The organism is Janthinobacterium sp. BJB304 (assembly GCF_002735765.1).
Taxonomy (GTDB): Bacteria; Pseudomonadota; Gammaproteobacteria; order Burkholderiales; family Burkholderiaceae_D; genus Janthinobacterium.
The window spans coordinates 140,163-164,905 of the sequence record NZ_PDZN01000013.1; the positions used below are offsets into that span (position 1 = coordinate 140,163).

Below are 24,743 nucleotides of genomic sequence, written 5' to 3' on the forward strand. Positions count from 1 at the left end.
ATTCTCGTTTAAGTGTGCGGATGCGGGGCGTCACACCGCAAGGTGGACAGCGCCAGCATTGAAAATGCAAAAACTTAAATGAGACCGGGCGGCGCGCGCGACTGCGCGGTGGACCAGATGAACAGCGGAGACGGGGACTGGTAGTACAGGGCCGGGAAGATGGCCGCGCCGCTGGCCACAAGCAGCGGCAGCACGGGACTGGCCGGCGGCAAGCCGACGGAACCCGCATGCGTGGAACAGAAGGCACAATGCTCCATCTGCATGGCCTTGCCGCCGGACTTGCCATCGGCGGCGCCGTCATCGGCCTGATCAAGCTGCACAAAACGGATGCCGGCCACCGAGCAGATTTCCGCCCAGCCGGAGCCGGATTCCTGCTTGGCGTTGGCGACGGCCTGGGAAATCGATGGCGCGAGCGCCGCCAGCAGGATCGCGAAACAGGCGATCCAGGCGGCAAAGCGGCGCGTGAACAAGGTCATTCCCATGGCCGCATTTTACCAGCGGCCGCCGGGACTGGGTAGCGGAAAGCGGCTCAGGCGGCCGGGCAGGCGGCGCTGCCGTTGTCAAAAGCACGCACGACGCTGGCCGCATCGGCGGCGATGCGGTTCACGGCGCGGCGGTGACCGAGCACCAGTTCATCATAGCCCGCGCCCACCTTTTCATTGGCGATTGTGCGGCAAGTGACCACCTTGCTGCTGGCCAGCTGGCGCACGCTCCACACGGCATCGATCAGCGCATACTGGCCCATCACGGACTCGAAACGCTGCACATTGGTGCTGATGCGGTACACGGGCAGCTTGTCCGGGTATGGCGTGCGGAACACATCGATGGCGCCCAGGTCGTTCGTCACGGCCGTGGACAGGGCCTGGCCGATCTCGCCGGCCAGCGGCCCCGCCCAGCGCTGCTGCTCCAGCAATTCGATGCGGCCCGACGGCGCCGTCACGACAAACTGGTTGCGGCTCACCTGCTGCGGCACGCTGACGGCCAGCACCTCGACATAGTATTTGACGGGCTTGGCCGGCTGCGCGTCGGCGCCGCCGCTCAGCGTATAGAAATGCTCGGGCTGGGGCGTGGAGCAGGCACCCAGCAGGCTGGCCGCCAGCAGCGCGGAAAACATCGGCTTCATCATTTTTTTTCATCTCCTTTTTTACCGCGGATCAGGGACTCGGGGTGGCGTTCCAGGTAATCGGACAGCGCGTTCAGCGATTGCAGGGTTTGCGTCAGCTGCTGCAAGGCCTGGCGCACGTCCGACTGCAGCGGCGAATCCTTTTGCAGCACCTGTTCGGCCGTGCCGAACGTCTGCTTCGCCGCCGTCAGGGTATCGCGCATTTCCGGCACCACCTGGCCATCGAGCTGCTTGAACAGCACATTGGCCTGCCTGATCGTGGCGTTCAGGTTATTGCCGATCTCCGCATACGGTACCTGGTCGAGCTTGCGGGCGATGCTGGCGATCTGCGTCTGCAATTCATCGAGGGTATTCGGCACGGTCGGCACCTCCAGCGGATACCTGTTCGGATCGAGCGCCACCTTCGGCGCTTTCGGGAAGAAGTCCAGCGCGATATACAACTGGCTGGTCAGCAGGTTGCCCGTGCGTAGCTGCGCGCGCAAGCCGCGGCTGACCATGCGTTCGAGCAGCTGGTGGCCGGCCGAGCCTTCCTCATCGTCGACGGCGGCCTTGAAGCGCATGCCCAGGCGGGCCGGGTACAGGTTGACGGTGACGGGCATGCGGAAGTTCTTCTTCACGGGGTCGAACTCGATGCCGACCGAACGCACCTCGCCCAGCACGATGCCGCGGAAATCGACCGTGGCGCCGGGCTGCAAGCCGCGCAGCGATTGGTCGAAATAGAACACGGTAGTGATCGCCTCGCCATCGGGCTCGCGCATGGCGCTCGCCTCGTCGGCCGCCAGGCGGTAATTGGTGCCGGCCGGCGCCGGTTCGACGGGCTTGCGGCCGTTTTCCGCCTCGAAGGCGATGCCGCCCACCAGCATGGCCGCCAGCGATTGCGTATTCAATTTGAAGCCGTTGGAATCGAGGCGCACGTCAACGCCGCTGGCATGCCACCAGCGCGCATCCTTGCCGACGAACTGGTCGTACGGCGCATTCACGAAGACCGACATGGTGATGCCGTTGCCATCCTTGTCCAGCGCGAAGCTGACCACCTTGCCCACCCTCAGGCGGTGGAAGAACAGGGGCGAGCCCACGTCGACGGAGCCGAGGCTGTCCGCATGCAGGGTGTACAGCTTGCCCTTCTGGTCCCCTGCCACGGCGGGCGGACTCTCCATGCCGATGAAGCTCTCCTTCTTCTGCTCCGACTTGCCCGTGTCGACGCCGATGTAGGCGCCCGACAGCAAGGTGCCCAGGCCCGTCACGCCGCTGGCGCCGATCTGCGGGCGCACCACCCAGAAGCGCGAATCGGCGGTGGCGAAGCGGCGCGCCTCCTTGCTCATGTCGATCGTCACGAGTACCTTGCTCAAGTCGTCGCCCAGAGTGATGGCGCGCACCTGGCCGATGTCGACATCCTTGTACTTGACCTTGGTCTTGCCCGGCTCCAGGCCTTCGGCGCTCTTGAAGCTGACCGTCACCGTGGGTCCCTGGTCGAGGATGGACTTGGCGGCCAGGCCGGCGCCGATCAGCGCTGCCAGCAGCGGAATGAGCCATACCAGCGACGGCAGCCAGCGGCTGCCCTGTTCCACATCGGGTTCCGGCAATGGATGGCCACCCGTTTCGGCAAGGCCGCCCGCTTCTTTGTCAGACATGCTGTTCTCCAATCACTGTATTGTTTCCGGTATTTGCCACCACCACGGGTTCTTCCTCGCCAGGCACCTGCCCGTCGACGGGGTCCCAGATCAGGCGCGGGTCGAACTGCATCGCCGCCAGCATGGTCAGCACCACCACGGCGCCAAAGGCCAGCGCGCCCGGTCCCGCCGTGATCACGGCCAGCGACTTGAAGCGCACCAGCGCCACCGTCAGGGTGACGACAAAGATGTCGAGCATGGACCAGCGGCCGATGAATTCGACCATGCGGTACAAGATGGTGCGCTGGCGCGGCCGCCAGCGCGAACGCCGCTGCGCCGTGAACGCCAGCAGCGCCAGCACGCCCAGCTTGAGCATGGGCACGACTACGCTGGCGATAAAGATGATGATGGCCAGGCCCTTTGAGCCGCTGGTCCAGAACAGCACGACGCCGCTCATGATGGTGTCGTCCTGCGCGCCGAACAGCGATTGCGTCACCATCACGGGCAGCAGGTTGGCGGGAATGTAGAGGATCATGGCGGCGATCAGCAAGGCCCAGGTGCGGTTGATGCTGTCCGGCTTGCGCACGTGCAGGGCCGTGCCGCAGCGCACGCACGCCAGGTGCCTGCCCTTGCCCGCAGGCGGCGCCACCAGGCCGCAGGCATGGCAGGGCACCACCTTTTCACCGGGCGCGAAAGCCTTGTAGCGGATGCCGGGCAGCGCTTGCCGGGTCAGGTCGTCGCCCAGATTCCACAGGGCCTTGGGGTCGAACGAGACGACGATGGCCAGCAGCACGGTGAGCGCGCCAAACGCGAACAAGCCCGGTTGCGGCAGCACCGTGGCCAGGCTGGTCATCTTGACAACGGTGATCAGGATGCCGATCATCAGCACCTCCGTCATGCCCCATTCGCGCGCCGTCTGCACGGCGCGCAGCACGCGGTTAAAGCCCGGCACCTTGACGCCGCCGCGCAAGCCTAGCGCCACATACAGCAGGGAACTGAGTTCGATGGCGGGAAAGAGGATGGTAAACAGGAAGACCATCGTCGCCACGATGTGCATCTGCTCGTACCACAGCACGCGGATGGAGCCGAGCAAGGTGGCGCTCGAGGTGAGGCCATTGACGTCGAGTTCGACGATGGGGAAAAACTGGGCGATCAGGAAGACAAAGGCGGCGCCCAGGGTGAGCGCCACCACCTTGCTCAATTCGGCCGAGGCGCCCCGCGCGTGAGCGCCGCGGTACAGTACCGAGCGGCAACGGATGCAGCGCGCCTTTTCGCGGGGGCGCAGCGGACGTTTGCGGTACAGCACGCCGCAGTCATGACAGCTAATCAGGTCGTATCGGTGCACAGTGTGAAGTTTGCCGGCGCCCGCAGCGCGACTATCCCATGTCAATGCCAGCCATCATGACAGAATTGGCATTTTCCTGCACTACGGCACTATTCTTTTCCACTCCCCCGCAACAACGCCTCCACGGCGCGGCCGATTTGCAGCACCGTATCGTCGGCGCCGGCCAGGCCGCAAATGCCCAGCCCCACGGGCAGCTCGCCTTCCGCATGGCACGGCAAGGACAGCGCGCAGCCGTCGAGGAAGTTGATGACGCTGGCGTTGCGCAGCACCAGGCCGTTCGTGGCAAAGAAGGTGGCGTCATCCGATTCCAATGGCGCGACCTGCGGCGCGACGATGGCTACGCTGGGCATCAGCCAGGCGTCGTATGGCGCCAGGCGCTGCTTCGCGATGGCGATCAGGCGCGCACGCGCATCGAGCAAATCGATGTAGTCCGCTGCACCCTGCTGCTGGCCGCGGCGGATGCGCGCCGCCACGCGCTGGTCGTACTGCGCGCCCTTCTCTTCCAGCAGCTCCCTGTGCCAGTGCCAGGCTTCCGCCGCCACCAGCCCGCCGCCGCCATTGATACCCGGCAGTTCCAGCAATTCAGGGAAATCGAACTGCTCCACCAGGGCGCCCGCTTGCCGCAGCTTGTCCAGCGCCGCATCGAAAGCCTGCTGCACCTGCGGCTCCACGTGCGTACCGACGTAGTCCAGGGTAAAGCCGAAGCGCAAGCCTTTCAATGCCGATGCCTGCGCACCGATGTCATGGCCCGACAGCGCCGCATACAAAATGGCGCAGCAGTCGACGCTGTGGGCGATCGGGCCGGCCGAATCGAGGGAGCGCGACAAGGGCACCGTGCCGGCCAGCGGCACCGAAGCGGCCGTCGGCTTGAAGCCCGTCAGGCCGCAAAAGGCGGAGGGAATGCGGATCGAGCCGCCCGTGTCCGTGCCCAGCGCGCCGGCCGCCATGTCCAGCGCCACCGTCACGGCGCCGCCCGAGGTGGAGCCGCCCGCCACTCTTTCGCCGTCCAGCGGATTGCGCGGCGTGCCGTAATGGGGATTCAAGCCCAGGCCGGAAAACGCGAATTCGCTCATGTTGGTGCGCCCAAGCAGAACGGCGCCGGCCGCGCGCAGGCGCGCCACGGCGCCCGCATCGGCCACGGCGGGCGGTGCATCGGCCAGCGCCAGCGAGGCGGCGCTGCTGGTTTGCCCCCTGACGTCGAACAGGTCCTTGATCGAAATGGGCACGCCGGCCAGCGGCGAGGCAATGATGCCGGCGGCGCGCGCCGCATCGCTGGCACGGGCCTCGGCCAAGGCCTGTTCGCCATCAAGGCTGACATAGGCATGGCCGCCCTGCGCCCGGTGCGCCTCGGCGCGCGCCAGCATCCGCTCGGTCAGTGCCACGCTGGTGATGCGGCCGGCGGCCAGGTCGGCCGCCAGTTCGCGGATGGTCTTGGTCAGTTCGGTCATTCTCTTATCCTTCCACGGGCAGGGTTTGCACGGCATAGCGGTGCTGCAGGCGGCGCTGCAAGGCTGGATCATACAGCTCCAGCTCAAACGCGTCGCCATGGCCCATCTCGCCGATGATCGGTTGCGTGCCGCAGAACATGGCGCTGCCCACGGGCAGGCTGGCCTGCCCCGTGTAGCGCTGAATCAGGTCTTCCGGCGACAGCATGCGCGTCACGGGGCCATCCTGGTACAGGGCCGGCACGCCGGCACGCTCGCGCCAGGAGCGCATCTGCAGCTGGTCCCAGTGGCCGGCTACGTCGGCATAGCGCCACAGAGTGTCGCCCACGGGCTTGCCGCACATCTGCTTCGATACCGTCACGCCATAGCTTTCCACCTTGCGGTCCGTATGATCGGAGCCGATGCCCACCAGCAGGCCGTATTCCGTGGAAAACAGCACGAATTCCGCTTCGCCGGACGAATCGCCGCCCGGCACTTCGATGGCGGCGTCGCTCGATAGCAATGCCGCCGAGACCCTGTAAAACGTGGGCACGCTTTTCGGGCGCGCCACGCCGATGGCTTCCAGTTCGGCGATATGGTGTTCCACCATCGCCATGTCGCGGCCCGTCCAGCCGGCGATGATCAAGTGATCGATGTCGAAGGTGACGGGGCCGTGGCCGGCCAGTTGAAAATGCAATGTCGTCATGATTTTCCCTTATTCTTCCAATGGGCCGCGGCCCGTTTCGCGCGCCGCAAAAACGGCGGCGCCGGTGATCAGCAAGGCCGCCGCCACGTACAGCGAGACGGCCACGGTGCTGTTGTACGAACGGTACAGGCTGGCGATGACGAGCGGTGCGAAGCCGCCGCCGATGACGCCGGCCAGGGTATAGGCCAGCGAGGAACCCGCATAGCGCACCTTGGTGGGGAACTGCTCGATGACGAAGGCCGCTTGCGGGCCGTACATGATGGCGTGGATCACCAGGCCCACGACGACGGCCGTGACGATGGCGGCCGGACTGGCCGTGTCTAACAAGGTGAAGAAGGCAAACGCCCACACGAGGCCCAGCACGGCGCCCAGCGCATACACGGGACGGCGGCCGATCTTGTCCGACAGCGCGCCAAACAGCGGCACCGACAGCGCATTGCAGGCCGTACCGATCATGATGGCGGTGAGCGCCAGGGTCGACGACAGATGCAGCACCGTCGTCACATACGTCAAGGTGAACACCACCACGAGCGCATACAGCACGTCCGAGCCGATGCGCACGCCGCCGGCGATCAGCAGACGGCGCCAGTACACGCGCAGCACGTCGCCGACCGGCGCTTCCGCCTTGGCATCCTGCTGGTCGAGTTCCTTGAACAGCGGGGTTTCCTCGATGCCGCTGCGTATCCACATGCCGAAGGCCACCAGCAGCAGGCTGGCGATGAACGGCATGCGCCAGCCCCAGTCCATGAACGCTTCATGCGGCAGCAGATAGGTGATCAGGCCGATGCAGCCCGTCGCCAGCAAGGTGCCGAACGATGGTCCCACCTGCGTCCATGAAGCGTTGCGGCCCCGCTTGTCCGGCGCCCCGTGTTCGACGGAGATCAGCACGGCGCCGGCCCATTCGCCACCGAGCGCGATGCCCTGCACGAAGCGCAGCGCCACCAGCAGGACGGGACTCCAGATGCCGGCCGTCGCGTACGTGGGCAAGAGGCCCATCAGGCCCGTCGTCACGCCCATCAGCATCAGGGTTACCACGAGCACCCAGCGCCGTCCCAGCTTGTCGCCCAAATGGCCGAAGATCACGCCGCCGATGGGGCGCGAAATATAGCCGACCGCATATGTGGAAAAGGCCAGGATGGTGCCCGTCAGCGGATCGAAGGAAGGGAAGAACAGGTGGTTGAAAATCAGCGCGGCCATGGTGTTGTAGACGGTGAAGTCATACCATTCCAGGGTCGTGCCGACCATGCTGGCCGTGGCCAGGCGGCCCGTCTTGGCCGTCGTGGCCTTCTCGCCCGGTGCCTGGGCTGCCGGATGCGCGGCGTTCGTATATGTGGTCATAGCCTACCTCTCTCGTCAGTTTTATTGCAGGCCCGGCGCAGGATGCTTTGCCCTGCGCCGTGGCCCGTGTCTCGTGTTATCGGTGCCGGCAAGATGCGCGCGGCCGTGTCAGACAGCGCGCAGGTCCACCTCGCGCAATTGCCAGGACAGTTGCAGGATGGCAGCCTGTTCCGCATCGAGTCCCAGCGCCGCGCTGGCGGCATCGGCGGCCGCCACGGCGGCACTTTCGGACGATGCGTCGATCAGGAAGATCGGATCGAGCACGCGGCCCTCCGTCCGTTCCTCCGGCAGGGGGCCGGACAGATTGGCGTCGGGCGTGAGCAAGCGCGTGGAAATGACGCCGTCGATCTGCAGCAGCGTCGTTCCCAGCGTGGCCAAGCCGGCCACGGCTTGCGCGTCCTGGCCGATGGCTGGCGCGCCCAGACGCAGCACGGCCAGCCAGGCGCCCGTGCCCATGCCCGTTTCCGCCTCGATGGCACATACACGGCGCATCGGGTCGACCATGCGCTGCAAGTTCGTCAGCGACCATGGCGTCTGCTGGCCGAAGGCCTTGAAGTAGTCGGGCGTCTGGAAGGCGCCCAGCGACACGGTGCGGTACAGGCCCAGGTATTTGCGCGGACCGCGCACGCTCTGGTAGCGCGTGCCGCTGACGAAGCCGGGAATGCGCACGCGCTCTTCCACGTGTTCGCGATCGTACCAGCGGTTGAAATCGCGTTCGTGCTCCGGGTCGGCGCTGGTCCAGACAAACAGGATGCCTGGCAAGGTGGGGGACGTCGTCATGATGGTTCCGTTCTGCGTTATGGGTGGTATGCCAACCCAGAATAGGTGGCACGCCATCACTTGGCAAACGGGTTATTCTGAACGCGACTGATAAGTTTTTCTTGTGGGTGAGGTCAACAATGTTGTCGGATTACGCGCTTGGGCGCTCATCCGACCTACACGGTTCACCCCGACCACGGCATCGTAGGCCGGCTTAGCGTCAGCGTAAGCCGACATCACCCGGCACCATATTCCTCGCCCAGCGCCAGCGTGAACCTGGCCGCCTCCTCGCACGCCAGCATGGCGACCAGTTGAATCGCTTCCGTCGTGATGTCTTCGCTGTAACTGATGACGATGCGCTGCGGCGCCAGGCTACTGGTGCAGGGAATCAGGGCGATGTGGCCCTGCTCGATTTCCTCGCGCAGGGGCGCCAGCGGCAGCACGGCGATGCCGAAGCCCGCTTTGACCAGGCGCACGATGGCGGAGATCGAGCTGACGCAATGGACGCGCCCCAGCTGCACGCCCTCGTCCTGGCACAGCGCTTTCAATGCTGAATGCGGCTGCGAGCCGCGGTTCATGGTGATGATCGGATGCTGCGCCAGTTGCGCCACCGTGAACGGCACGCCCGTATCGGGCCAGTCGGCGGCCCTGCCGGCCCAGCCCATGGCGATGGCGCCGCTGCCCGTGCTGCGGATATGGTCGCCCGTCAGCATGTCCGTCTGTAGCGCGATATCGAGCTCGCCCTGCTGCAGCTGTTCGTGCAGGCGGCGCGTCGATTCCGACGTCAGCTGAATCTCGATACCCGGATAGCGCTCCTGCACGCGCTGCAGGAACGGGATCAACCAGGTATGCACAATGGTTTCGATGACGCCGATGCGCACTTCACCCGTGATCTGCGCAGGCGAGGAATTGGCCGCATACATGTCGCGGCACAGTTCCAGCATGCGCTCGGCGTACACGAGCAGATTGCGCCCGGCAAAAGTCAGGCGGATTTCACGCGCGTCGCGGTCGAACAGACGCGTGCCGAAGTCCTGCTCCAGCGAGGCGATGCGGTTCGAGATGGCCGCCTGCGTGATGTGCAGCTTGTCGGCCGCCGTGCGAAAGCTGCCCAGCCGCGCAGCCCAGACAAACGCTTCGAGAAAACGGGTATTCAATGGGGCTCTTCTTCACAGGTTGAGTGTCCGCCCCATTGTAAGCCAAAGCGCCCGGTCTATTTCTCGCCCAGGAAGTCGAGCAAGGTCAAGGCGACGATCTTGCTAGCCTTGCGCAAATCGTCGAGCGCCAGACGCTCGTCGGCCTTCTTCGCGTTCGACTCGGGCACCGTGCGCGGGCCGGCGCCATACAGCACGGCAGGAACGCCCCGCTCGCCATACAGGCGCGCATCCGCATACAGCGGCGTGCCGACGGCGGGAATGGTCTCGCCCAGAATCGCTTGCGCGTTTTTCTGCAGGCTGCCGACCAGCTGTTCGGAACCGGGCAAGGGCCGCAGCGCGTGCGACAGCAGCAGGCGGCGGATCTCGATACGGATGCCCGGCTCGTCGCGCACGGCGTCCTCGATCAGCGCGCGCACCTGCGCCTCCACCGCCACCGGGTCTTCTTCGGGAATCATGCGGCGGTCCATCTTCATGACGACCTTGCCCGGCACCACATTGGTATTCGTGCCGCCGTCAATGCGGCCCACCAGCATGGTGGGCGAGTCGATGCCGGCCACTTTCGATTTGATCTTTTTCAGTTCCGGCAGCTGGCCGTAAATGGCGTTGAGGATCTTGTTGGCCGCCTGCAGCGCATCGTGGCCCGTTTCCGGCATGGAGCCGTGGCCCGACTTGCCGTGCACGGTGATTTCCAACTGCAGGCAGGCGTTGTGCGCCGTGACGATGCCGTAGCTGAAACCGGCGGCGATGACGAAATCGGGCTTCGTCAGCTGCTGTTCCAGCAGCCAGCCCGGCCCCAGCAAGCCGCCGAATTCCTCGTCATACGTGAAATGCAGTTCCAGCTGGCCTTTGAGCGGAATGCCCAGCGCTTCGAGCGCGCGCGCGGCAAACACATAGGTGGCGAAATCGCCTTTCGACACGGCCGTCGCGCGGCCGTAGATATAGCCGCCGTCGATCTGCCCGCCGTACGGCGGATACGTCCAGTTGTCGCCGGGCGGCACCACGTCGCCATGCGCATTCAGGGCCACCGTCGGCCCGCCTGCCGCATACGGACGGCGCACGATCAGGTTGGTGATGCTCTGCATGCCATACGCCTCGACCTGGTCCGCCGGCACAGCGTGCTTTTCCGCGTTCCAGCCATACGCCTGCAGCAGTTGCGCCACCAGATCCGCATGGGGCGCGTTATTACCGGGCGGCGTATCCGTCGGCTGCTGCACCACCTTCTGTAAAAATGCGACCTCCTCGTCGAAGTGTTCGTCGATCCAGGCCGTGATTTTTTCTGCGTGCGTAGTCATTTTGTTCCTTGCATGGTCTGTTGCAGCCAGGCGCCAAGCTCGCTGCGCTCGGCCTCCGTCATATTGGTCAGGTTCCCGATTGGCATGGCCTTCAGCTCGATGGCCTGCTTGTAGATTTGCGCCGCGTGCTGGCGGATTTGCGTCTCATTATCCAGCATCATGCCGGCCGGCGCCGTGGCGAAGCCCGGCTGCGTGGGCTGGGCCGAATGGCAGGTGGCGCAGCGCTGGGCGATGATGGCGTGCACGCTCTTGAACTGCGCCGCCGGGTCCACCGCCGGTGCGGCCGCCAAGGCCACGGGCGCTTTCGGCGCGATGGCCACGGCCACGGCCACCAGCAGGGCCACGCCGAGGGCAGGATAACGCCACTCGACGCGGCCCTTGTGGCGCAGGTTGAAGAAGTGGCGGATGAAGACGCCGGCCGCCATGATCAGCGCCAGCACCAGCCACGCGTGATCGTTGCGGTAAGTCATCGCGTAGTGGTTGCTGATCATGATGAACAGCACGGGTAACGTAAAATAATTGTTATGCACGCTGCGCTGCTTGGCCTTCATGCCATGTTTGGGATCGGGCAGCTTGCCGGCAGCCATGGCCTCGACCATCTTGCGCTGGCCGGGAATGATCAGCATCAGCACATTGGCCACCATGATGGTGCCGATCATGGCGCCCACGTGGATGTAGGCGGCGCGCCCGCTGAGCAAATGCGTGAGCACATAGGCGGCGCCGACGATCAGCGCGAACACCGTCACGCCGAACCACAGTTCATATTGCGCCAGCTTCGAGCGGCACAGCAGGTCGTACACGGTCCAGCCGATGACCAGGGTGGCGATACCGATGCCGACGGCCTGGCCGCTGGAGATGTCCGCCACGGCCTTGTCGATCATCATGGCCTGAGCATTGAAGTAATACGCGATGGTGAGCAGCGCGAAACCGGACAGCCAGGTGGAATACGCTTCCCACTTGAACCAGTGCAGCTCCTTCGGCAGTTCGGCGGGCGCCACCAGGTATTTTTGCGGGTTATAAAAGCCGCCGCCATGCACGGCCCACAATTCTCCCGACACGCCCTTCTTCGCCAGCTCGGAGCCGGGCGCGGGCGGACGTATTGAATTGTCGAGCCAGACGAAATAAAAGGAAGCACCGATCCAGGCGATGCCCGTGATGACGTGCAGCCAGCGGACGATCAGATTCAGCCACTCAAGGCCGTACGAGATCAGGTAGGCAAATACTTCCATAAATTTCCTCTAGTCAGACTGAACCAATATTCGTGCCAATCTACACAAGATAAACGGATTTACCGCCCATCACATGAAAAATATCGTATATTTGACATATTCAAATCGATATACAACAGAGCCGCCGCCACATGTCCAGCCTGCCGCAACACCTCGACCTGCACCTGATCCGCATCCTCTACCTGCTGCTGGTGGAAAAGAATGTCTCGCGCGTGGCGCTCAAGCTCAATCAGCCGCAGCCTTCGATTTCCGCCTCCCTGCGCAAGCTGCGCGAACTCACGGGCGACCCGCTGCTGGTGCGCGGCGCGCGCGGCATGGTGCCGACCCAGCATGGCGAAAGCCTGCTCAATCCGGCCAAGCGCATCCTCGACCAGACGGAAAGCCTGTTCGTCAAGAAGACGCCGTTCGTGGCGCAGGAAGAGGCGCGCACCTTCCATATCGCCGCGCCCGACTACCTGGACAGCCAGTTCCTGCCCAACGTGGTGGCCCTGCTGCGCCGCGGCTCGCCGAAAAGCCGCGTCGTGCTGCACAGCCTGGGGCCGGGCATCGACCATATCCGCCAGCTGTCCGATGGTGGCCTGGACCTGGTCATCGCCAACTGGGACGAGCCGCCCGCGCACCTGCACATCTCGAAGCTGTTCGAGGACCCCATCATCTGCGCCATGCATGCGGAAAACGCTTATGCGCGGCGCACGGCCAGCGACGCGATGACCCTCGACGACTACCTGAGCCTGCCCCACGTGGCGCCGTCGCAGATGATGCCCGGCTACCACGGCGTGATCGATTCCTTCCTCGAACGGCAAAACCTGCAGCGCAACGTGGTGGTGGAGTCGGCGTATTTCGGCCTGATCCCCTACATGCTGACGCAGACGGACCTGGTGCTCACCACGGGCCGGCAATTCATGCGCTTCTATGAAAAGACCCTGCCGCTGAAAACGTACACCGTGCCCTTGAAATTCCCGCCGATGCGCTTTTACCAGCTGTGGCACCAGCGCGTGCACCAGGCGCCCGAACACAAATGGCTGCGCGACCAGGTCAGCGCGGCCGCCAAGGCGCTGGTGCAGCGATAGCCGCTATCAACGCGCGCATATAATGGAGTCAGGAACGGGGCGCTATCATCACCGCTTGCATGATCGGAAAACCATGACCACCCTTTCAGACCTGAACGCCGGCAGCCAGGCCGATTTTATCGCGCACCTGCATGGCATCTACGAACACTCGCCCTGGATCGCCCAGCGCGCGGCCGCCGCCCGGCCGTTTGCCAGCCTGACGGCCCTCAAGACGGAGCTGCAGCGCGTGCTGGCGCAAGCCTCGCCCGAAGAGCAGCTGGGACTGATACGCGCCCACCCGGAACTGGCCGGCAAGGCCGCCATCGCCGGGCAGCTGACGGCGGAATCGACGCGCGAACAGGCCAAGTCGGGCCTGAACCTGTGCAGCGCCGACGAATTCGCCACCCTGCAGCGCCTCAACAGCGAATACAACGCCAAGTTCGGCTTTCCCTTCATCCTGGCCGTCAAGGGTCCGACGGGCGAGGGCCTGACGCGCCAGGACATCATCGCCACGTTTGCGCGGCGCCTGAAAAACCGGCGCGCCGATGAACTGGCCGAATCGCTGCGGCAGATCAAGCGCATTGCCGAACTGCGCCTGAACGACCTGCTCGACGTGCGCCTGGACTTCGGCCCCGCCATCATGCAGCAGGCGGAAACGCTGGCCGGCTGGAGCGACAGCGATTACAACCTGACCTGCGCTTACCTGACGCCGGCGCACCGCAAAACGGCCGCGCAGCTGGCCGACTGGATGCGGGACGCGGGCATGCAGGTGCACATCGACGCCGTCGGCAATGTCGTCGGCCGCTATCTGTCCGACGCACCGGGCGCGAAGACCCTGATGACGGGATCGCACTACGACACCGTGCGCAACGGCGGCAAGTACGATGGCCGGCTGGGCATCGTGCTGCCGATCGCCGTCGTGCGCCACCTGCACGAACGGGGCGAAAAACTGCCGTTTCATTTCGAGGTCGTCGGTTTCGCCGAAGAGGAAGGCGTGCGCTTCAAGAGCACGTTTTTGGGCAGCACGGCCGTGACGGGCAAGTTCGACGTGTCGCTGCTGGAGCAGCTGGATGCGGATGGCGTGAGCATGCGCGACGCACTGGCCGCCGCCGGCCACGAGGCGAGCGCCATCGGCGCCATCGCGCGCGACCCGGCCAACTTGCTCGGCTATGTGGAAGTGCACATCGAGCAGGGTCCCGTGCTGCTCGAGCGCGACCTGCCGCTGGGCATCGTCACGGCGATCGCAGGCAGCTCGCGCTACCTGGTCAGTCTTGGGGGCGTGGCCAGCCATGCGGGCACTACGCCCATGACCATGCGCAAGGATGCGGCCAGCGCGGCTGCGGAAATCATCCTGCTGGTGGAACGGCGCTGCAGCCAGGGCGAAGCGCTGGTGGGCACCGTGGGCCAGCTGCAGGTGCCCAACGGCTCCGTCAACGTGATCGCCGGCGCCTGCACCCTGTCGCTCGATATCCGCGCGGCCGTTGATGCCGTGCGCCAGGCTGCCGTCGACGATATTCTGGATGGCATCGCCGCCATCTGCGCGCGGCGCCAGATCGACTACCAGCTGGAACTGCTGCTGTCGGCGCGCGCGGCGCCGTGCGCGCCGTGGCTGATGGCACAGCTGGCGCAGGCCGTGGAATCCGTCGGCATCGCACCGTATGCGCTGCTGTCGGGCGCCGGCCACGACGCCATGGCCATGGCCGCCATCACCGACGTGGCCATGCTGTTTACCCGCTGCGGCAATGGCGGCATCAGCCACAACCCGCTGGAAACCATGACGGCCGACGACGCCGACATCGCGGCGCGCGCGCTGCTGGCGTTTTTGCGCAACTTCCAGCCCAAGCAGCAGGGATAGCGGTCGTGGCTACACGGCCACGGCCCGCTCCAGCATCGCGTGCAGCAGCACGTTGCAGCCCGCTTCCAGGTGCTCGGGCTTGGCGTCCTCGATTTCATTGTGGCTGATGCCGTCCTTGCACGGCACGAAGATCATGCCGGCCGGGGCCAGCCGGGCCGCGTAGATGGCGTCGTGGCCGGCACCGGACACCACGTCCATCACGGAGTAGCCGAGTTTGGCCGTGGCGTTGCGCACGGCGCCCACGCAGTCGGGGTGGAACGGACATGGCGGATAGTAGGACACCCTTTCCAGTGAAATGCCCAAGCCTGTTTTTTCGCGCGTGGCGTCGATGAAGGCCGTGATCTCGCCATGCATGGTGTTGAGCAGTTCGTCGTTCACGTTGCGCAGGTCGATGCTGAATTTGACTTCGCCAGGGATCACGTTGCGGCTGTTCGGGAATACCTGCACCATGCCCACCGTGCCGCGCCCGTACGGCGGGTAGCGGTTGGCAATCGCCACCACTTCCTGCATGATGGTGGTGGCTACCTGCAGCGCATCCTTGCGCAAGCCCATGGGCGTGGGGCCCGCATGCGCTTCCATGCCCGTCACCACGCAGTCATACCAGGACAGACCCATCACGGCCGGCACGACGCCGATAACCTTGTCCGCGTCTTCCAGCACGGGGCCCTGTTCGATATGCGTTTCAAAATAGGCACCGATCGGATGGTCGCCCGGCACCTGCTCACCTTTATATCCGATGCGCGCCAGCTCCTCACCCACGGTCTTGCCTTCCGTATCCTTGGCCGCATACGCGGTTTCCAGCGAGAAGGCGCCGCAAAATACGCCCGAGCCCATCATCACGGGCACGAAGCGCGAGCCTTCCTCGTTGGTCCAGAAGGCCACTTCGATAGGCGATCGCGTCTTGATCTTCAGATCGTTCAGGGTGCGCACCACTTCCAGGCCCGCCAGCACGCCGTAATTGCCATCGAACTTGCCGCCCGTGGGTTGCGTGTCGATATGGCTGCCCGTCATCACGGGCGGCAAGGTATTGTCCATGCCGTCGCGGCGCATGAAGACATTGCCGATCTGATCGATCGTGATGCTCATGCCCGCCTCGCGGCCCCAGCCTACCACCAGGTCGCGGCCTTCCTTGTCGAGGTCCGTCAGGGCCAGGCGCTTGACGCCGCCCTTCGCTGTCGCGCCGATACGCGCCAGTTCCATCAGGGCCGCCCACAGGCGCTCACCATTGATACGCAATCTATCCATCGTCAACTCCTTATGCGGTCGTGGCGGCAAACGCGGGACGCTCGATATAGCGCCCGGCCCCTTCGACGGCCATCAGTTCGCCCTTGTGGAACACCACCTTGCCGGCGGCAATCGTGGTGCTGGGGATGCCGCGCACGGTGCGCCCTTCGAAGACATTGAAGCCTCCCTTGGCGAACTGGGTGGCGGCGGAAATGGTGCGCGTGCCTTGCGGATCCCACAGCACGATATCGGCATCGCTGCCTGCGGCGATGACGCCCTTGCGTGGATATATATTGAAGATCTGCGCCGCATTGGTGGACGACACCTTGACGAATTCGGAGGGAGTGAGCATGCCCGAATTGACGCCAGCATCCCACACCACGGCCATGCGTTCCTCGACGCCGCCGCAGCCGTTCGGGATGCGCGTGAAGTCCTGTTTGCCAGCCGCCTTCTGCTCGGCGCAGAAGGTGCAGTGGTCGGTGGCCGTCGTGTGCAGGTTGCCGCTTTGCAGGCCGTGCCACAGTGCCGATTGATGGTGCTTGCCGCGGAACGGCGGGCTCATGACGTGGCCCGCCACGTAGTCGAAATCGTCGCTCTGGTAGACGCTGTCGTCGATCACCAGGTGGCCCGCCAGCGCTTCGCCATACACGCGCTGGCCGTTGGCGCGCGCGCGCGTGATGGCGTCGAGCGACTCCGCGCACGAGACGTGCACGATGTACACGGGGGTGTTCAAGACGTTGGCGATCGCGATGGCGCGGTTGGCCGCCTCCGCCTCCACGGCGGGAGGGCGCGACAGCGGGTGCGCCTGCGGCCCGGTAATCCCCTTCTTCAGCAAGGCTTGCTGCAACTGGAAAACCAGCTCGCCGTTTTCCGCATGCACGGTGGGCAGCGCACCCAGTTCCAGCGAGCGGGTAAAGCTTTTCACCAAGGTTTCATCGTCGGCCATGATGGCGTTTTTATAGGCCATGAAATGCTTGAAGCTGTTCACGCCATGCTCGCGCACGAGGGTGCCCATCTCTTCATGTACCTGTTCGCTCCACCAGGTGATCGCCACGTGGAAGGTGTAGTCGCCAGCCGCCTTGGCCGACCACTCGCGCCACTGGTGATAGGCCTCGATCAGCGACTGCTTCGGCGCGGGGATGACGAAGTCCATAATGGTGGTGGTGCCGCCCGCCAGTCCCGCCGCCGTGCCCGTGAAAAAATCGTCGGCCGTCACGGTGCCCATGAAAGGGAGGTTCATGTGCGTGTGCGTATCTATCCCGCCCGGCATCACGTACAGGCCGCCCGCGTCGATCACGGCGGCGCCAGCCGGCACGGGCAGGTTCTCGCCGACGGCGGCGATCACGTCGCCCTCGATCAGCACATCGGCGCGAAACGCGCGGTCGGCGTTGACGACGTTACCGCCACGTATCAGTGTAGCCATCTTCTCTCCTTGAGTGATTACGACTGCGGCGCCTGCTGCACGTGCGCCGCCACCTTGCCCTTCATCATGACGCCGTAGACGACGGCGGCGATGGCCACGCCCACGAACCAGGCGTAGGTATAGATGGTTTTGAAGCCTTCGCCCACGCCGGGAAACGCCGTGGGAAAGGCCGCATTCAGAAAGCCCGGGATATTCGGCAGCACGGCGATGACAAAGGCGATCAGCGCCGCCATGTTCCAGCCATTGCCATACGAGTAGACGCCGTCGTCGCGGTACAACTGCCTGACGTCGAGCTGCGTCTTGCGCACAAAGTAATAGTCGACGATGAGGATGCCGGCGATGGGGCCCAGCAGGGCCGAGTAGCCGATCAGCCACGTGAAGATATAGCCTTGAGTCGACTCGAGCACCTTCCACGGCATCATGACGATGGCGATGAAGGCCGTGATGTAGCCGCCCATCTTGTACGATATCTGCTTGGGCGCCAGCGAGGAAAAGTCATAGGCCGGCCCCACCAGGTTGGCCGCCAGGTTGACACTGACCGTGTCGATCAGGAGGATGATCAGGGCGATCAGCACAGCGGCACCCGTCATGCGGCTGGCCAGGTCGACGGGGTCCCAGATGGCCTTGCCGTACATGACGACCGAACCGGCAGTGACGATCACGGCCAGCATGGCCAGCAAACCCATGGGCACGGGCAAGCCGACCGACTGGCCCACGATCTGGTCGCGCTGCGTCTTGGCAAAGCGCGTAAAGTCGGGAATGTTCAATGCCAGCGTGGCCCAGAAACCCACCATGGCGGTGAGCGACGGCCAGAAGACGCTCCAGAACTGGCCCGCCTTTTTACCGCCGGGGATGAATTGCGATGGCTGGTCCAGCAGGCTGGCCACGCCGCCGGCCTTGCTGTGCACCCAGTACAGCAGCACGAAGCAGATCAGGATTTTCAAAGGTGCCGTGTAGGTTTCGAGCTTGCGGATCGATTCCATGCCATGCAGGATGTAATAGAACTGGATGGCCCAGAAGGCCAGGAAGCACAACAGCTGGCTGCCGTTGATGCCCAGGCCCGCGATCTTTTCGCCGCCCAGCTCATGCCCGATCAGCACGCCCATCAGCGTGTAGATCATCTGCCCGCCGAACCAGGTCTGGATGCCGTACCAGCCGCAGGCGACGATGGCGCGCATCAATGCCGGCAGGCGCGCGCCCATGGTGCCGAACGAGGCTCGCGCCAGCACGGCATACGGGATGCCGTATTTGGTGCCCGCATGGCCGATCAGCAGCATCGGCAGGAGCACGATGGCGTTGGCGAGAAATACCGTGAGCACGGCCTGGTAACCGGACATGCCGCTGTCGATCAGGCTGGCCGACAGCGTGTAGGCGGGAATGCACATCACCATGCCCACCCACAGCGCGGCAAAGTGATACCAGCGCCAGGTGCGCTGCGCCGCCGTGGTGGGCGCCAGGTCTTCATTCCAGAGTTGCGTGTTGCCTGAATAGTCGTGGTTCACAGGTATGCTCCATCGGTTGGGAGGTTGGGCGTTTTAAAAACGGCTGCGGCCTAGCTTACTGCAAAGTTGGGCAACTGTTTATAAAATATACGTACGCAAAAAACGTGCCCTATACCGACTCCGCCAATGCCCTGGGGTTACGCGGATCCTGCGTCCAGTTCATGTACGGCTTGCCCGTGGCTTGCGGCACCATCGTGATGCAGCCCTGCACCGGACAGGTGATTTCGCACAGGTTGCAGCCCACGCATTCCTCCTTGATCACTTCATATGTGCGCGTGCCGGCGGCGTCGATCAACTGCGCAATCGACTGGTGCGAGGTGTCTTCGCAAGCCACGTAGCACTTGCCGCATTTGATGCAGTCATCCTGGTTGATCTCCGCGATCACCTGGTAATTCATGTCCAGGTATTTCCAGTCCGTCGTGTTGGCCACGGCCTTGCCGGAAAAATCGCTGATGCGCGCATAGCCTTTCTCGTCCATCCAGCGCGACAAGCCATCCTTCATCTCGTCGACGATGCGAAAGCCATGCAGCATGGCGGCCGTGCACACCTGCACGCAGCCGGCGCCCAGGGCGAGGAATTCTGCCGCGTCGCGCCAGTTGCCGATGCCGCCGATGCCGGAAATGGGCAAGCCGCGCGTCTGCGGATCGCGGGCGATTTCCGCCACCATGTTCAGCGCGATCGGTTTGACGGCAGACCCGCAATAGCCGCCGTGCGTGCTGGCGCCGCCCACGATGGGCAAGGCCACCATGCGGTCCAGGTCCAGCGAGGTGATGGAATTGATGGTGTTGATCAGCGAGACGGCGTCCGCGCCGCCCGCCTTGGCCGCGCGCGCCGGCATGCGCACGTCCGTGATGTTGGGCGTGAGCTTGACGATGACGGGCAGTCGGCTATGTTTCTTGCACCAGGCGGTCACCATCTGCACGTACTCGGGCACCTGGCCCACGGCCGCGCCCATGCCGCGCTCCGGCATGCCGTGCGGGCAGCCGAAATTGAGCTCGATGCCGTCCGCTCCCGTCGCCTCGACCTTGGGCAGGATGTCGGCCCAGTAGTGCTCTTCGCAAGGCAGCATCAGGGAGACGATCATGGCGCGGTCCGGCCAGTCCTTTTTTACCTGCGTGATTTCGCGCAGGTTGATCTCCAGAGAGCGGTCGGTAATCAGCTCGATGTTATTGAAACCGACCACTTCGCGGTTCTTGCCGTACAAGGCGGAATAGCGCGACGAGACGTTGACGGCGGCAGGGTCTTCACCGAGCGTTTTCCACACGACGCCGCCCCACCCCGCCTCGAAGGCGCGCACCACGTTATACGCCTTGTCGGTCGGCGGTGCGGACGCCAGCCAGAAGGGGTTCGGCGCCTTGATGCCGCAAAATTCGATGCTGAGATCAGCCATTATGCAGCCTCCACTTTATTCAACAAATCGGAATGGATGGCCAGTGCGGCCAGCTTGCCATGCTGGACGGCCTGCACCGTCAGGTCCTGCCCCGGCGCCACGCAGTCGCCGCCCGCATAGATCCCCGGCAGCACCGTGCGAAAACCCGCATCGACGGCGATCTTGTCGCCTTCGCGCTGCAACAGGGATGCCATCGGGTCAACCAGCACCTGCGTATCGAGGCTCTGGCCGATAGCCTTGAAGATGGCGTCGGCTGCCACGTCGAACGTTTCACCCGTGCCAGCCAGGCGCGTGCCCCGCATGGCGGTTTTTTCGAAGCGCATGCCGGCCACCTTGCCCCCGCTATCGAGCAGCACCTGCAGCGGCTGGGCCCACGTCAACATGCGCACCTGGTTCGCCTTGGCGATCTCCTGTTCATGATGGGTGGCCGTCATGGCGTCGAAACCGCGCCGGTAGATCAAAGTGACTTCCTCGGCGCCCAGCCTTTGAATCTGCACGGCCATGTCGATGGCCGTATTGCCGGCGCCAATGACGATGGCGCGTTTCGGCAAGGGCAGTGCGGCCAGGTCGTCCGCCTGGCGCAGCGCGGCGATGTAATCGACGGCGGCCAGCAAGCCCGGTGCGTCCTCGCCCGTCAAGCCCAGTTTGCGGCTGGCGCCCAGGCCCAGGCCGAGGAAGACGGCGTCGTACTGCGCGTGCAGGTCGCGCAGCTGCACGTTTTCGCCCAGCGCCTGGCGACATCGGATGGCGATGCCGCCGATGCCCAGCAAAAATTCAACCTCCTTCTGCGCGAAATCGTCCGTCAGCTTGTACTTGGCGATGCCGTATTCATTCAGGCCGCCCGCCTTGCCCTCTTTTTCAAAGATCACCACGTCGTGGCCCAGCATGGCCAGGCGGTGCGCGCACGACAGGCCGGCTGGTCCCGCGCCGACGATGGCGATGGTCTTGCCCGTGCTTGCCGCCCGTTTGAACGGGTGACTCGCAAAGTGCATATGGTCGACGGCATAGCGCTGCAAGAGACCGATCCTGACGGGCTGGCCTTCGGCGTCGTGGTTGCGCACGCAGACGTCTTCGCACAGGATTTCCGTCGGGCAGACGCGCGCGCAGCTGCCGCCCAGGATGTTCTGTTTCAGGATGCCGGCGGCGGCGCCGTTGATGTTCTTGTCGTGGATATTGCGGATGAAGCTGGCCACGTCGATTTCCGACGGACAGATGCGGCTGCACGGCGCGTCGTAGCAGTACAGGCAGCGGGCGCTTTCGATGGCGGCCTGGCGCGCCGTCAGGGGCGGCGCCAGGTCCGTGAAATGGCCAGCCAATTCCTCGTTGGGCAGGGCGGGATGCGGTAAATAACTCAAGGACTCGATCATCGCGTATTCCTCTTTTTATGTGCGGCCAATTTGTCGTCTGAAACCCTTACTTCATCTGGGGAAAAGCAAATTCCACACCAGCGCTTGCCGTGTTCGGCCAGCGCTGCATCACGGCCTTGTGGCGCGTGTAGAAACGCACGCCTTCGGGGCCATACGCGTGGTGGTCGCCGAACATGCTGCGCTTCCAGCCACCGAAACTGTTGAAGGCCATCGGCACGGGCAAGGGGATGTTGACGCCCACCATGCCGACCTGGATCTGGCGCACGAATTCGCGCGCCACGCCGCCGTCGCGCGTGTAGATGGCCACGCCGTTGCCATACTCGTTGGCGTTGATCAGCTCCACCGCCTGCACCACGTCAGGACACCGCAGCACGCATAGCACGGGGCCGAAAATTTCTTCCTTGTAGATGCTCATGTCGCGCGTCACATGGTCGAACAAGGTGCCTCCGACAAAGAAACCGTTCTCGCGGCCCGGCACCACGTGGTTGCGGCCATCGACCACCAAAGTCGCGCCCTGCTCCACGCCGGAGGCGATCAGTTTTTCGATGCGCTGCTTGGCCGCCAGCGACACGACCGGTCCCATTTCCGCACCATCTTCCATACCGTCGCGCACTTTCAGTGCGGCCGTGCGCGTTGCCAGTGCATCGATCAACTTGTCGCCCGCGTCGCCCACGGCCACGACGACGGAGATGGCCATGCAGCGCTCGCCCGCAGATCCGTAAGCCGCGCCGATCAGCGCGTCGACCGTCATCTCCATGTCCGCGTCGGGCATCACCACCATGTGGTTTTTCGCGCCGCCCAAGGCTTGCACACGCTTGCCGCTGGCGCTGCCGCGCGCATAGATGTATTCCGCGATCGGCGTGGAGCCGACAAAGCTGATCGCCTGCACCACGGGGTGGTCGAGCAAGGCGTCAACGGTCACTTTATCTCCCTGTACTACGTTGAAGACGCCGTCGGGTAAACCCGCATCCTTGAGCAATTTCGCGTGCAGCAGCGACGCGGACGGATCGCGCTCGGACGGTTTCAAGACGAAGGTATTGCCGCAGGCAATCGCCACCGGGAACATCCACATCGGCACCATCACGGGAAAATTGAATGGCGTGATGCCGGCCACTACGCCGAGCGCCTGGCGCATGGACCAGGCGTCGATGCCGCGCGAAATCTGGTCCGTGAATTCGCCCTTCAGCAATTGCGGTATGCCGACGGCAAATTCCACCATCTCGATGCCGCGCGCCACTTCACCCTGCGCATCGGCAAAGGTCTTGCCATGCTCGCGCGTGAGCATGGCGGCAAATTCATCCGTGTGCTGCTGGCACAGCTGCAGATAGCGGAACAGGACCCTGGCGCGCGTCAGCGGCGGCGTGGCCGACCACGAGGGAAAGGCGGCGGCCGCCGCCTGCACGGCCGCGTCCACGTCTTCCACGGTGCCCAGCGCGACACGGGCGACGGGTACGCCCAGGGCGGGGTTGTAGACGTCGCCGTAGCGGCCGCTTTGGGTGTCGACCTTGGCGCCGTTGATGTAGTGGGTGATGGTGTCGAGCTGTGTGTTAATTTGGTTCACGTTATTTCCTCTCTTTACCCCAAGGGCAAATTCTGGGGTCAGACCCGGCGGGTCTGACCCCGGGGCTTAATCAAGGTTCTTCAGCACCGTGGCCAGCTTGCCGAACAGCTCGTCGACATGCTGTTTTTCCAGCACCAGCGGTGGCGACAGCGCGATGATGTCGCCCGTCGTGCGTATCAGCACGCCGTCGGCGAAGGCTTGCTTGAAGGCGTTGAAGGCGCGCGCACCGGGCTTGCCGGCGATGGGATCGAGCTCGATGCCGGCGATCAGGCCGATGCTGCGCAGGTCGATCACGTGCGGCAAGCCTTTCAAGGAATGCACGGCGTCGCTCCAATACGCTTGCATCGCTTTCGCGTGGCCCAGGATGTCCTGCTCCTCGAACACCTGCAAGGTCGCCAGCGAGGCGGCGCAGGCCAGCGGGTGACCGGAATACGTATACCCGTGGAACAGTTCGATGCCCGGCGGCGCATCCATGAAGGCGTCGTGGATGTATTTTTTGCTGAACACGGCCCCCATCGGCACCATGCCGTTGGTCAGGCCCTTCGCCGTCGTCATCAGGTCCGGCTCGACGTCGAAATAATCGGCGGCGAACGGCGTCGTCATGCGGCCGAAACCCGTGATCACTTCATCGAAAATCAACAGGATGCCGTGCTTGGTGCACAGTTCGCGCAAGCGTTTCAGATAGCCTTTCGGCGGGATCAGCACGCCCGTGGAACCGGCCACCGGTTCGACGATGACGGCGGCGATCGTCGAGGCGTCGTGCAGGGCGACGATGCGCTCGAGCTCGTCGGCCAGGTGGGTGCCATATTCGGGCTCGCCCACCGTGTAGGCGTTCTGGTCCAGGTTGTGCGTGTGCGGCAAGTGGTCCACGCCCGGCAGCAGGGGGCCGAAGGTCTTGCGGTTGCCGCCGATGCCGCCCACGGAAATGCCGCCGAAGCCCACGCCGTGGTAACCGCGTTCGCGGCCGATCAGGCGCGTGCGTGCACCTTCGCCGCGCGCCCGGTGATAGGCCAGCGCGATCTTCAACGCCGTGTCGACGGCTTCGGAGCCGGAGTTCGTATAAAACACGTGGCCGAACTTGTGGCCTGTGTAGTCCATCAGTTTTTCTGCCAGGTCGAAGGCGGCCGGATGGCCCATCTGGAAGGTGGGGGCGAAGTCGAGCTGGCCCACCATCTCGCGGATGGCGCCGACGATTTTCGGCTGCGCATGGCCGCACGGCACGCACCACAGGCCCGCCGTGCCATCGAGGATGGCGTTGCCATCGACGTCCTTGTAGTACATGCCTTCGGCCGATACCAGCAGGCGCGGGTTGACCTTGAAATCACGGTTATTCGTAAACGGCATCCAGAATGCCGACATCGATTCCGGCCTTGTTTCGTTCATGACCTTCTC

The 24,743-nt window shown here is 64.4% G+C and carries 20 protein-coding genes; 2 read left to right on the plus strand and 18 right to left on the minus strand.

The window, feature by feature from the left end; all coding sequences use genetic code 11:
* Positions 1-74 precede the first annotated feature (74 nt).
* The 11 genes from CSQ95_RS16775 to CSQ95_RS16825 all read right to left on the minus strand — a co-directional run bounded on the left by CSQ95_RS16775 (position 75) and on the right by CSQ95_RS16825 (position 11,980).
* Positions 75-482 carry a DUF2946 domain-containing protein gene (locus CSQ95_RS16775; protein WP_257218084.1) on the minus strand — a complete coding sequence of 136 codons (408 nt, stop codon included), beginning with the start codon at positions 480-482 and terminating at the stop codon, positions 75-77.
* A gap of 47 nt (positions 483-529) precedes the next feature.
* Positions 530-1,126, minus strand: a complete 597-nt coding sequence (locus CSQ95_RS16780) for a membrane integrity-associated transporter subunit PqiC (RefSeq protein WP_257218085.1) — start codon at positions 1,124-1,126, stop codon at positions 530-532.
* The gene (locus CSQ95_RS16785) at positions 1,123-2,754 is read right to left on the minus strand and encodes an intermembrane transport protein PqiB (protein WP_099410311.1); all 1,632 of its coding nucleotides are present in this window, start codon (positions 2,752-2,754) and stop codon (positions 1,123-1,125) included. The genes CSQ95_RS16780 and CSQ95_RS16785 overlap by 4 nt, the downstream gene beginning before the upstream one ends.
* Positions 2,747-4,039: a paraquat-inducible protein A gene (locus CSQ95_RS16790; RefSeq protein ID WP_373632210.1), complete on the minus strand. Its 1,293-nt coding sequence runs from the start codon at positions 4,037-4,039 to the stop codon at positions 2,747-2,749. The genes CSQ95_RS16785 and CSQ95_RS16790 overlap by 8 nt, the downstream gene beginning before the upstream one ends.
* 128 nt (positions 4,040-4,167) lie before the next feature.
* Positions 4,168-5,526 (minus strand): amidase, encoded by a 1,359-nt coding sequence (locus CSQ95_RS16795; protein ID WP_099410313.1) that lies wholly within the window; start codon positions 5,524-5,526, stop codon positions 4,168-4,170.
* Positions 5,527-5,530: 4 nt separating this feature from the next.
* Positions 5,531-6,208 carry a DUF2848 domain-containing protein gene (locus CSQ95_RS16800; RefSeq protein WP_099410314.1) on the minus strand — a complete coding sequence of 226 codons (678 nt, stop codon included), beginning with the start codon at positions 6,206-6,208 and terminating at the stop codon, positions 5,531-5,533.
* A gap of 9 nt (positions 6,209-6,217) precedes the next feature.
* On the minus strand, positions 6,218-7,546 hold the full coding sequence (locus CSQ95_RS16805; protein WP_099410315.1) for an MFS transporter: 1,329 nt from the start codon (positions 7,544-7,546) through the stop codon (positions 6,218-6,220).
* A gap of 108 nt (positions 7,547-7,654) precedes the next feature.
* Positions 7,655-8,326, minus strand: coding sequence for a DUF4286 family protein (locus CSQ95_RS16810; RefSeq protein ID WP_099410316.1), 672 nt, complete (start codon positions 8,324-8,326; stop codon positions 7,655-7,657).
* Positions 8,327-8,541: 215 nt separating this feature from the next.
* Positions 8,542-9,459, minus strand: a complete 918-nt coding sequence (locus CSQ95_RS16815; RefSeq protein WP_099410317.1) for a LysR family transcriptional regulator — start codon at positions 9,457-9,459, stop codon at positions 8,542-8,544.
* 56 nt (positions 9,460-9,515) lie between these two features.
* Positions 9,516-10,751: a M20/M25/M40 family metallo-hydrolase gene (locus tag CSQ95_RS16820; RefSeq protein WP_099410318.1), complete on the minus strand. Its 1,236-nt coding sequence runs from the start codon at positions 10,749-10,751 to the stop codon at positions 9,516-9,518.
* A complete protein-coding gene (locus tag CSQ95_RS16825; protein WP_099410319.1) occupies positions 10,748-11,980 on the minus strand; it encodes a urate hydroxylase PuuD in 1,233 nt (410 codons plus the stop codon). The genes CSQ95_RS16820 and CSQ95_RS16825 overlap by 4 nt, the downstream gene beginning before the upstream one ends.
* A gap of 131 nt (positions 11,981-12,111) precedes the next feature.
* Here CSQ95_RS16825 and CSQ95_RS16830 point away from each other — a divergent pair, with 131 nt between their 5' ends.
* Together CSQ95_RS16830 and CSQ95_RS16835 are read left to right on the plus strand one after the other, a co-directional pair.
* A complete protein-coding gene (locus tag CSQ95_RS16830) occupies positions 12,112-13,050 on the plus strand; it encodes a LysR family transcriptional regulator (RefSeq protein WP_034754583.1) in 939 nt (312 codons plus the stop codon).
* A gap of 73 nt (positions 13,051-13,123) precedes the next feature.
* Positions 13,124-14,884, plus strand: a complete 1,761-nt coding sequence (locus CSQ95_RS16835) for an allantoate amidohydrolase (RefSeq protein ID WP_099410320.1) — start codon at positions 13,124-13,126, stop codon at positions 14,882-14,884.
* Between the two features lie 9 nt (positions 14,885-14,893).
* Here CSQ95_RS16835 and CSQ95_RS16840 read toward each other — a convergent pair whose 3' ends face one another.
* The 7 genes from CSQ95_RS16840 to CSQ95_RS16870 form a co-directional block, all read right to left on the minus strand.
* Positions 14,894-16,129 (minus strand): Zn-dependent hydrolase, encoded by a 1,236-nt coding sequence (locus CSQ95_RS16840; protein WP_099410321.1) that lies wholly within the window; start codon positions 16,127-16,129, stop codon positions 14,894-14,896.
* 10 nt (positions 16,130-16,139) lie between these two features.
* Positions 16,140-17,531: a dihydropyrimidinase gene (gene hydA / locus CSQ95_RS16845; RefSeq protein WP_099410322.1), complete on the minus strand. Its 1,392-nt coding sequence runs from the start codon at positions 17,529-17,531 to the stop codon at positions 16,140-16,142.
* 17 nt (positions 17,532-17,548) lie between these two features.
* Complete coding sequence (locus tag CSQ95_RS16850; RefSeq protein ID WP_099410323.1) at positions 17,549-19,033, minus strand: NCS1 family nucleobase:cation symporter-1; 1,485 nt, start codon at positions 19,031-19,033, stop codon at positions 17,549-17,551.
* A 109-nt stretch (positions 19,034-19,142) separates the two neighbouring features.
* Positions 19,143-20,423 (minus strand): NAD-dependent dihydropyrimidine dehydrogenase subunit PreA, encoded by a 1,281-nt coding sequence (gene preA, locus CSQ95_RS16855; RefSeq protein ID WP_218963615.1) that lies wholly within the window; start codon positions 20,421-20,423, stop codon positions 19,143-19,145.
* Positions 20,423-21,790 carry an NAD(P)-dependent oxidoreductase gene (locus CSQ95_RS16860; protein ID WP_099410325.1) on the minus strand — a complete coding sequence of 456 codons (1,368 nt, stop codon included), beginning with the start codon at positions 21,788-21,790 and terminating at the stop codon, positions 20,423-20,425. Before CSQ95_RS16860 ends, preA begins: the two co-directional genes overlap by 1 nt.
* A 46-nt stretch (positions 21,791-21,836) precedes the next feature.
* Positions 21,837-23,342 (minus strand): CoA-acylating methylmalonate-semialdehyde dehydrogenase, encoded by a 1,506-nt coding sequence (locus CSQ95_RS16865; protein WP_099410361.1) that lies wholly within the window; start codon positions 23,340-23,342, stop codon positions 21,837-21,839.
* 75 nt (positions 23,343-23,417) lie between these two features.
* On the minus strand, positions 23,418-24,734 hold the full coding sequence (locus CSQ95_RS16870) for an aspartate aminotransferase family protein (RefSeq protein WP_099410326.1): 1,317 nt from the start codon (positions 24,732-24,734) through the stop codon (positions 23,418-23,420).
* Positions 24,735-24,743: the final 9 nt, after the last annotated feature.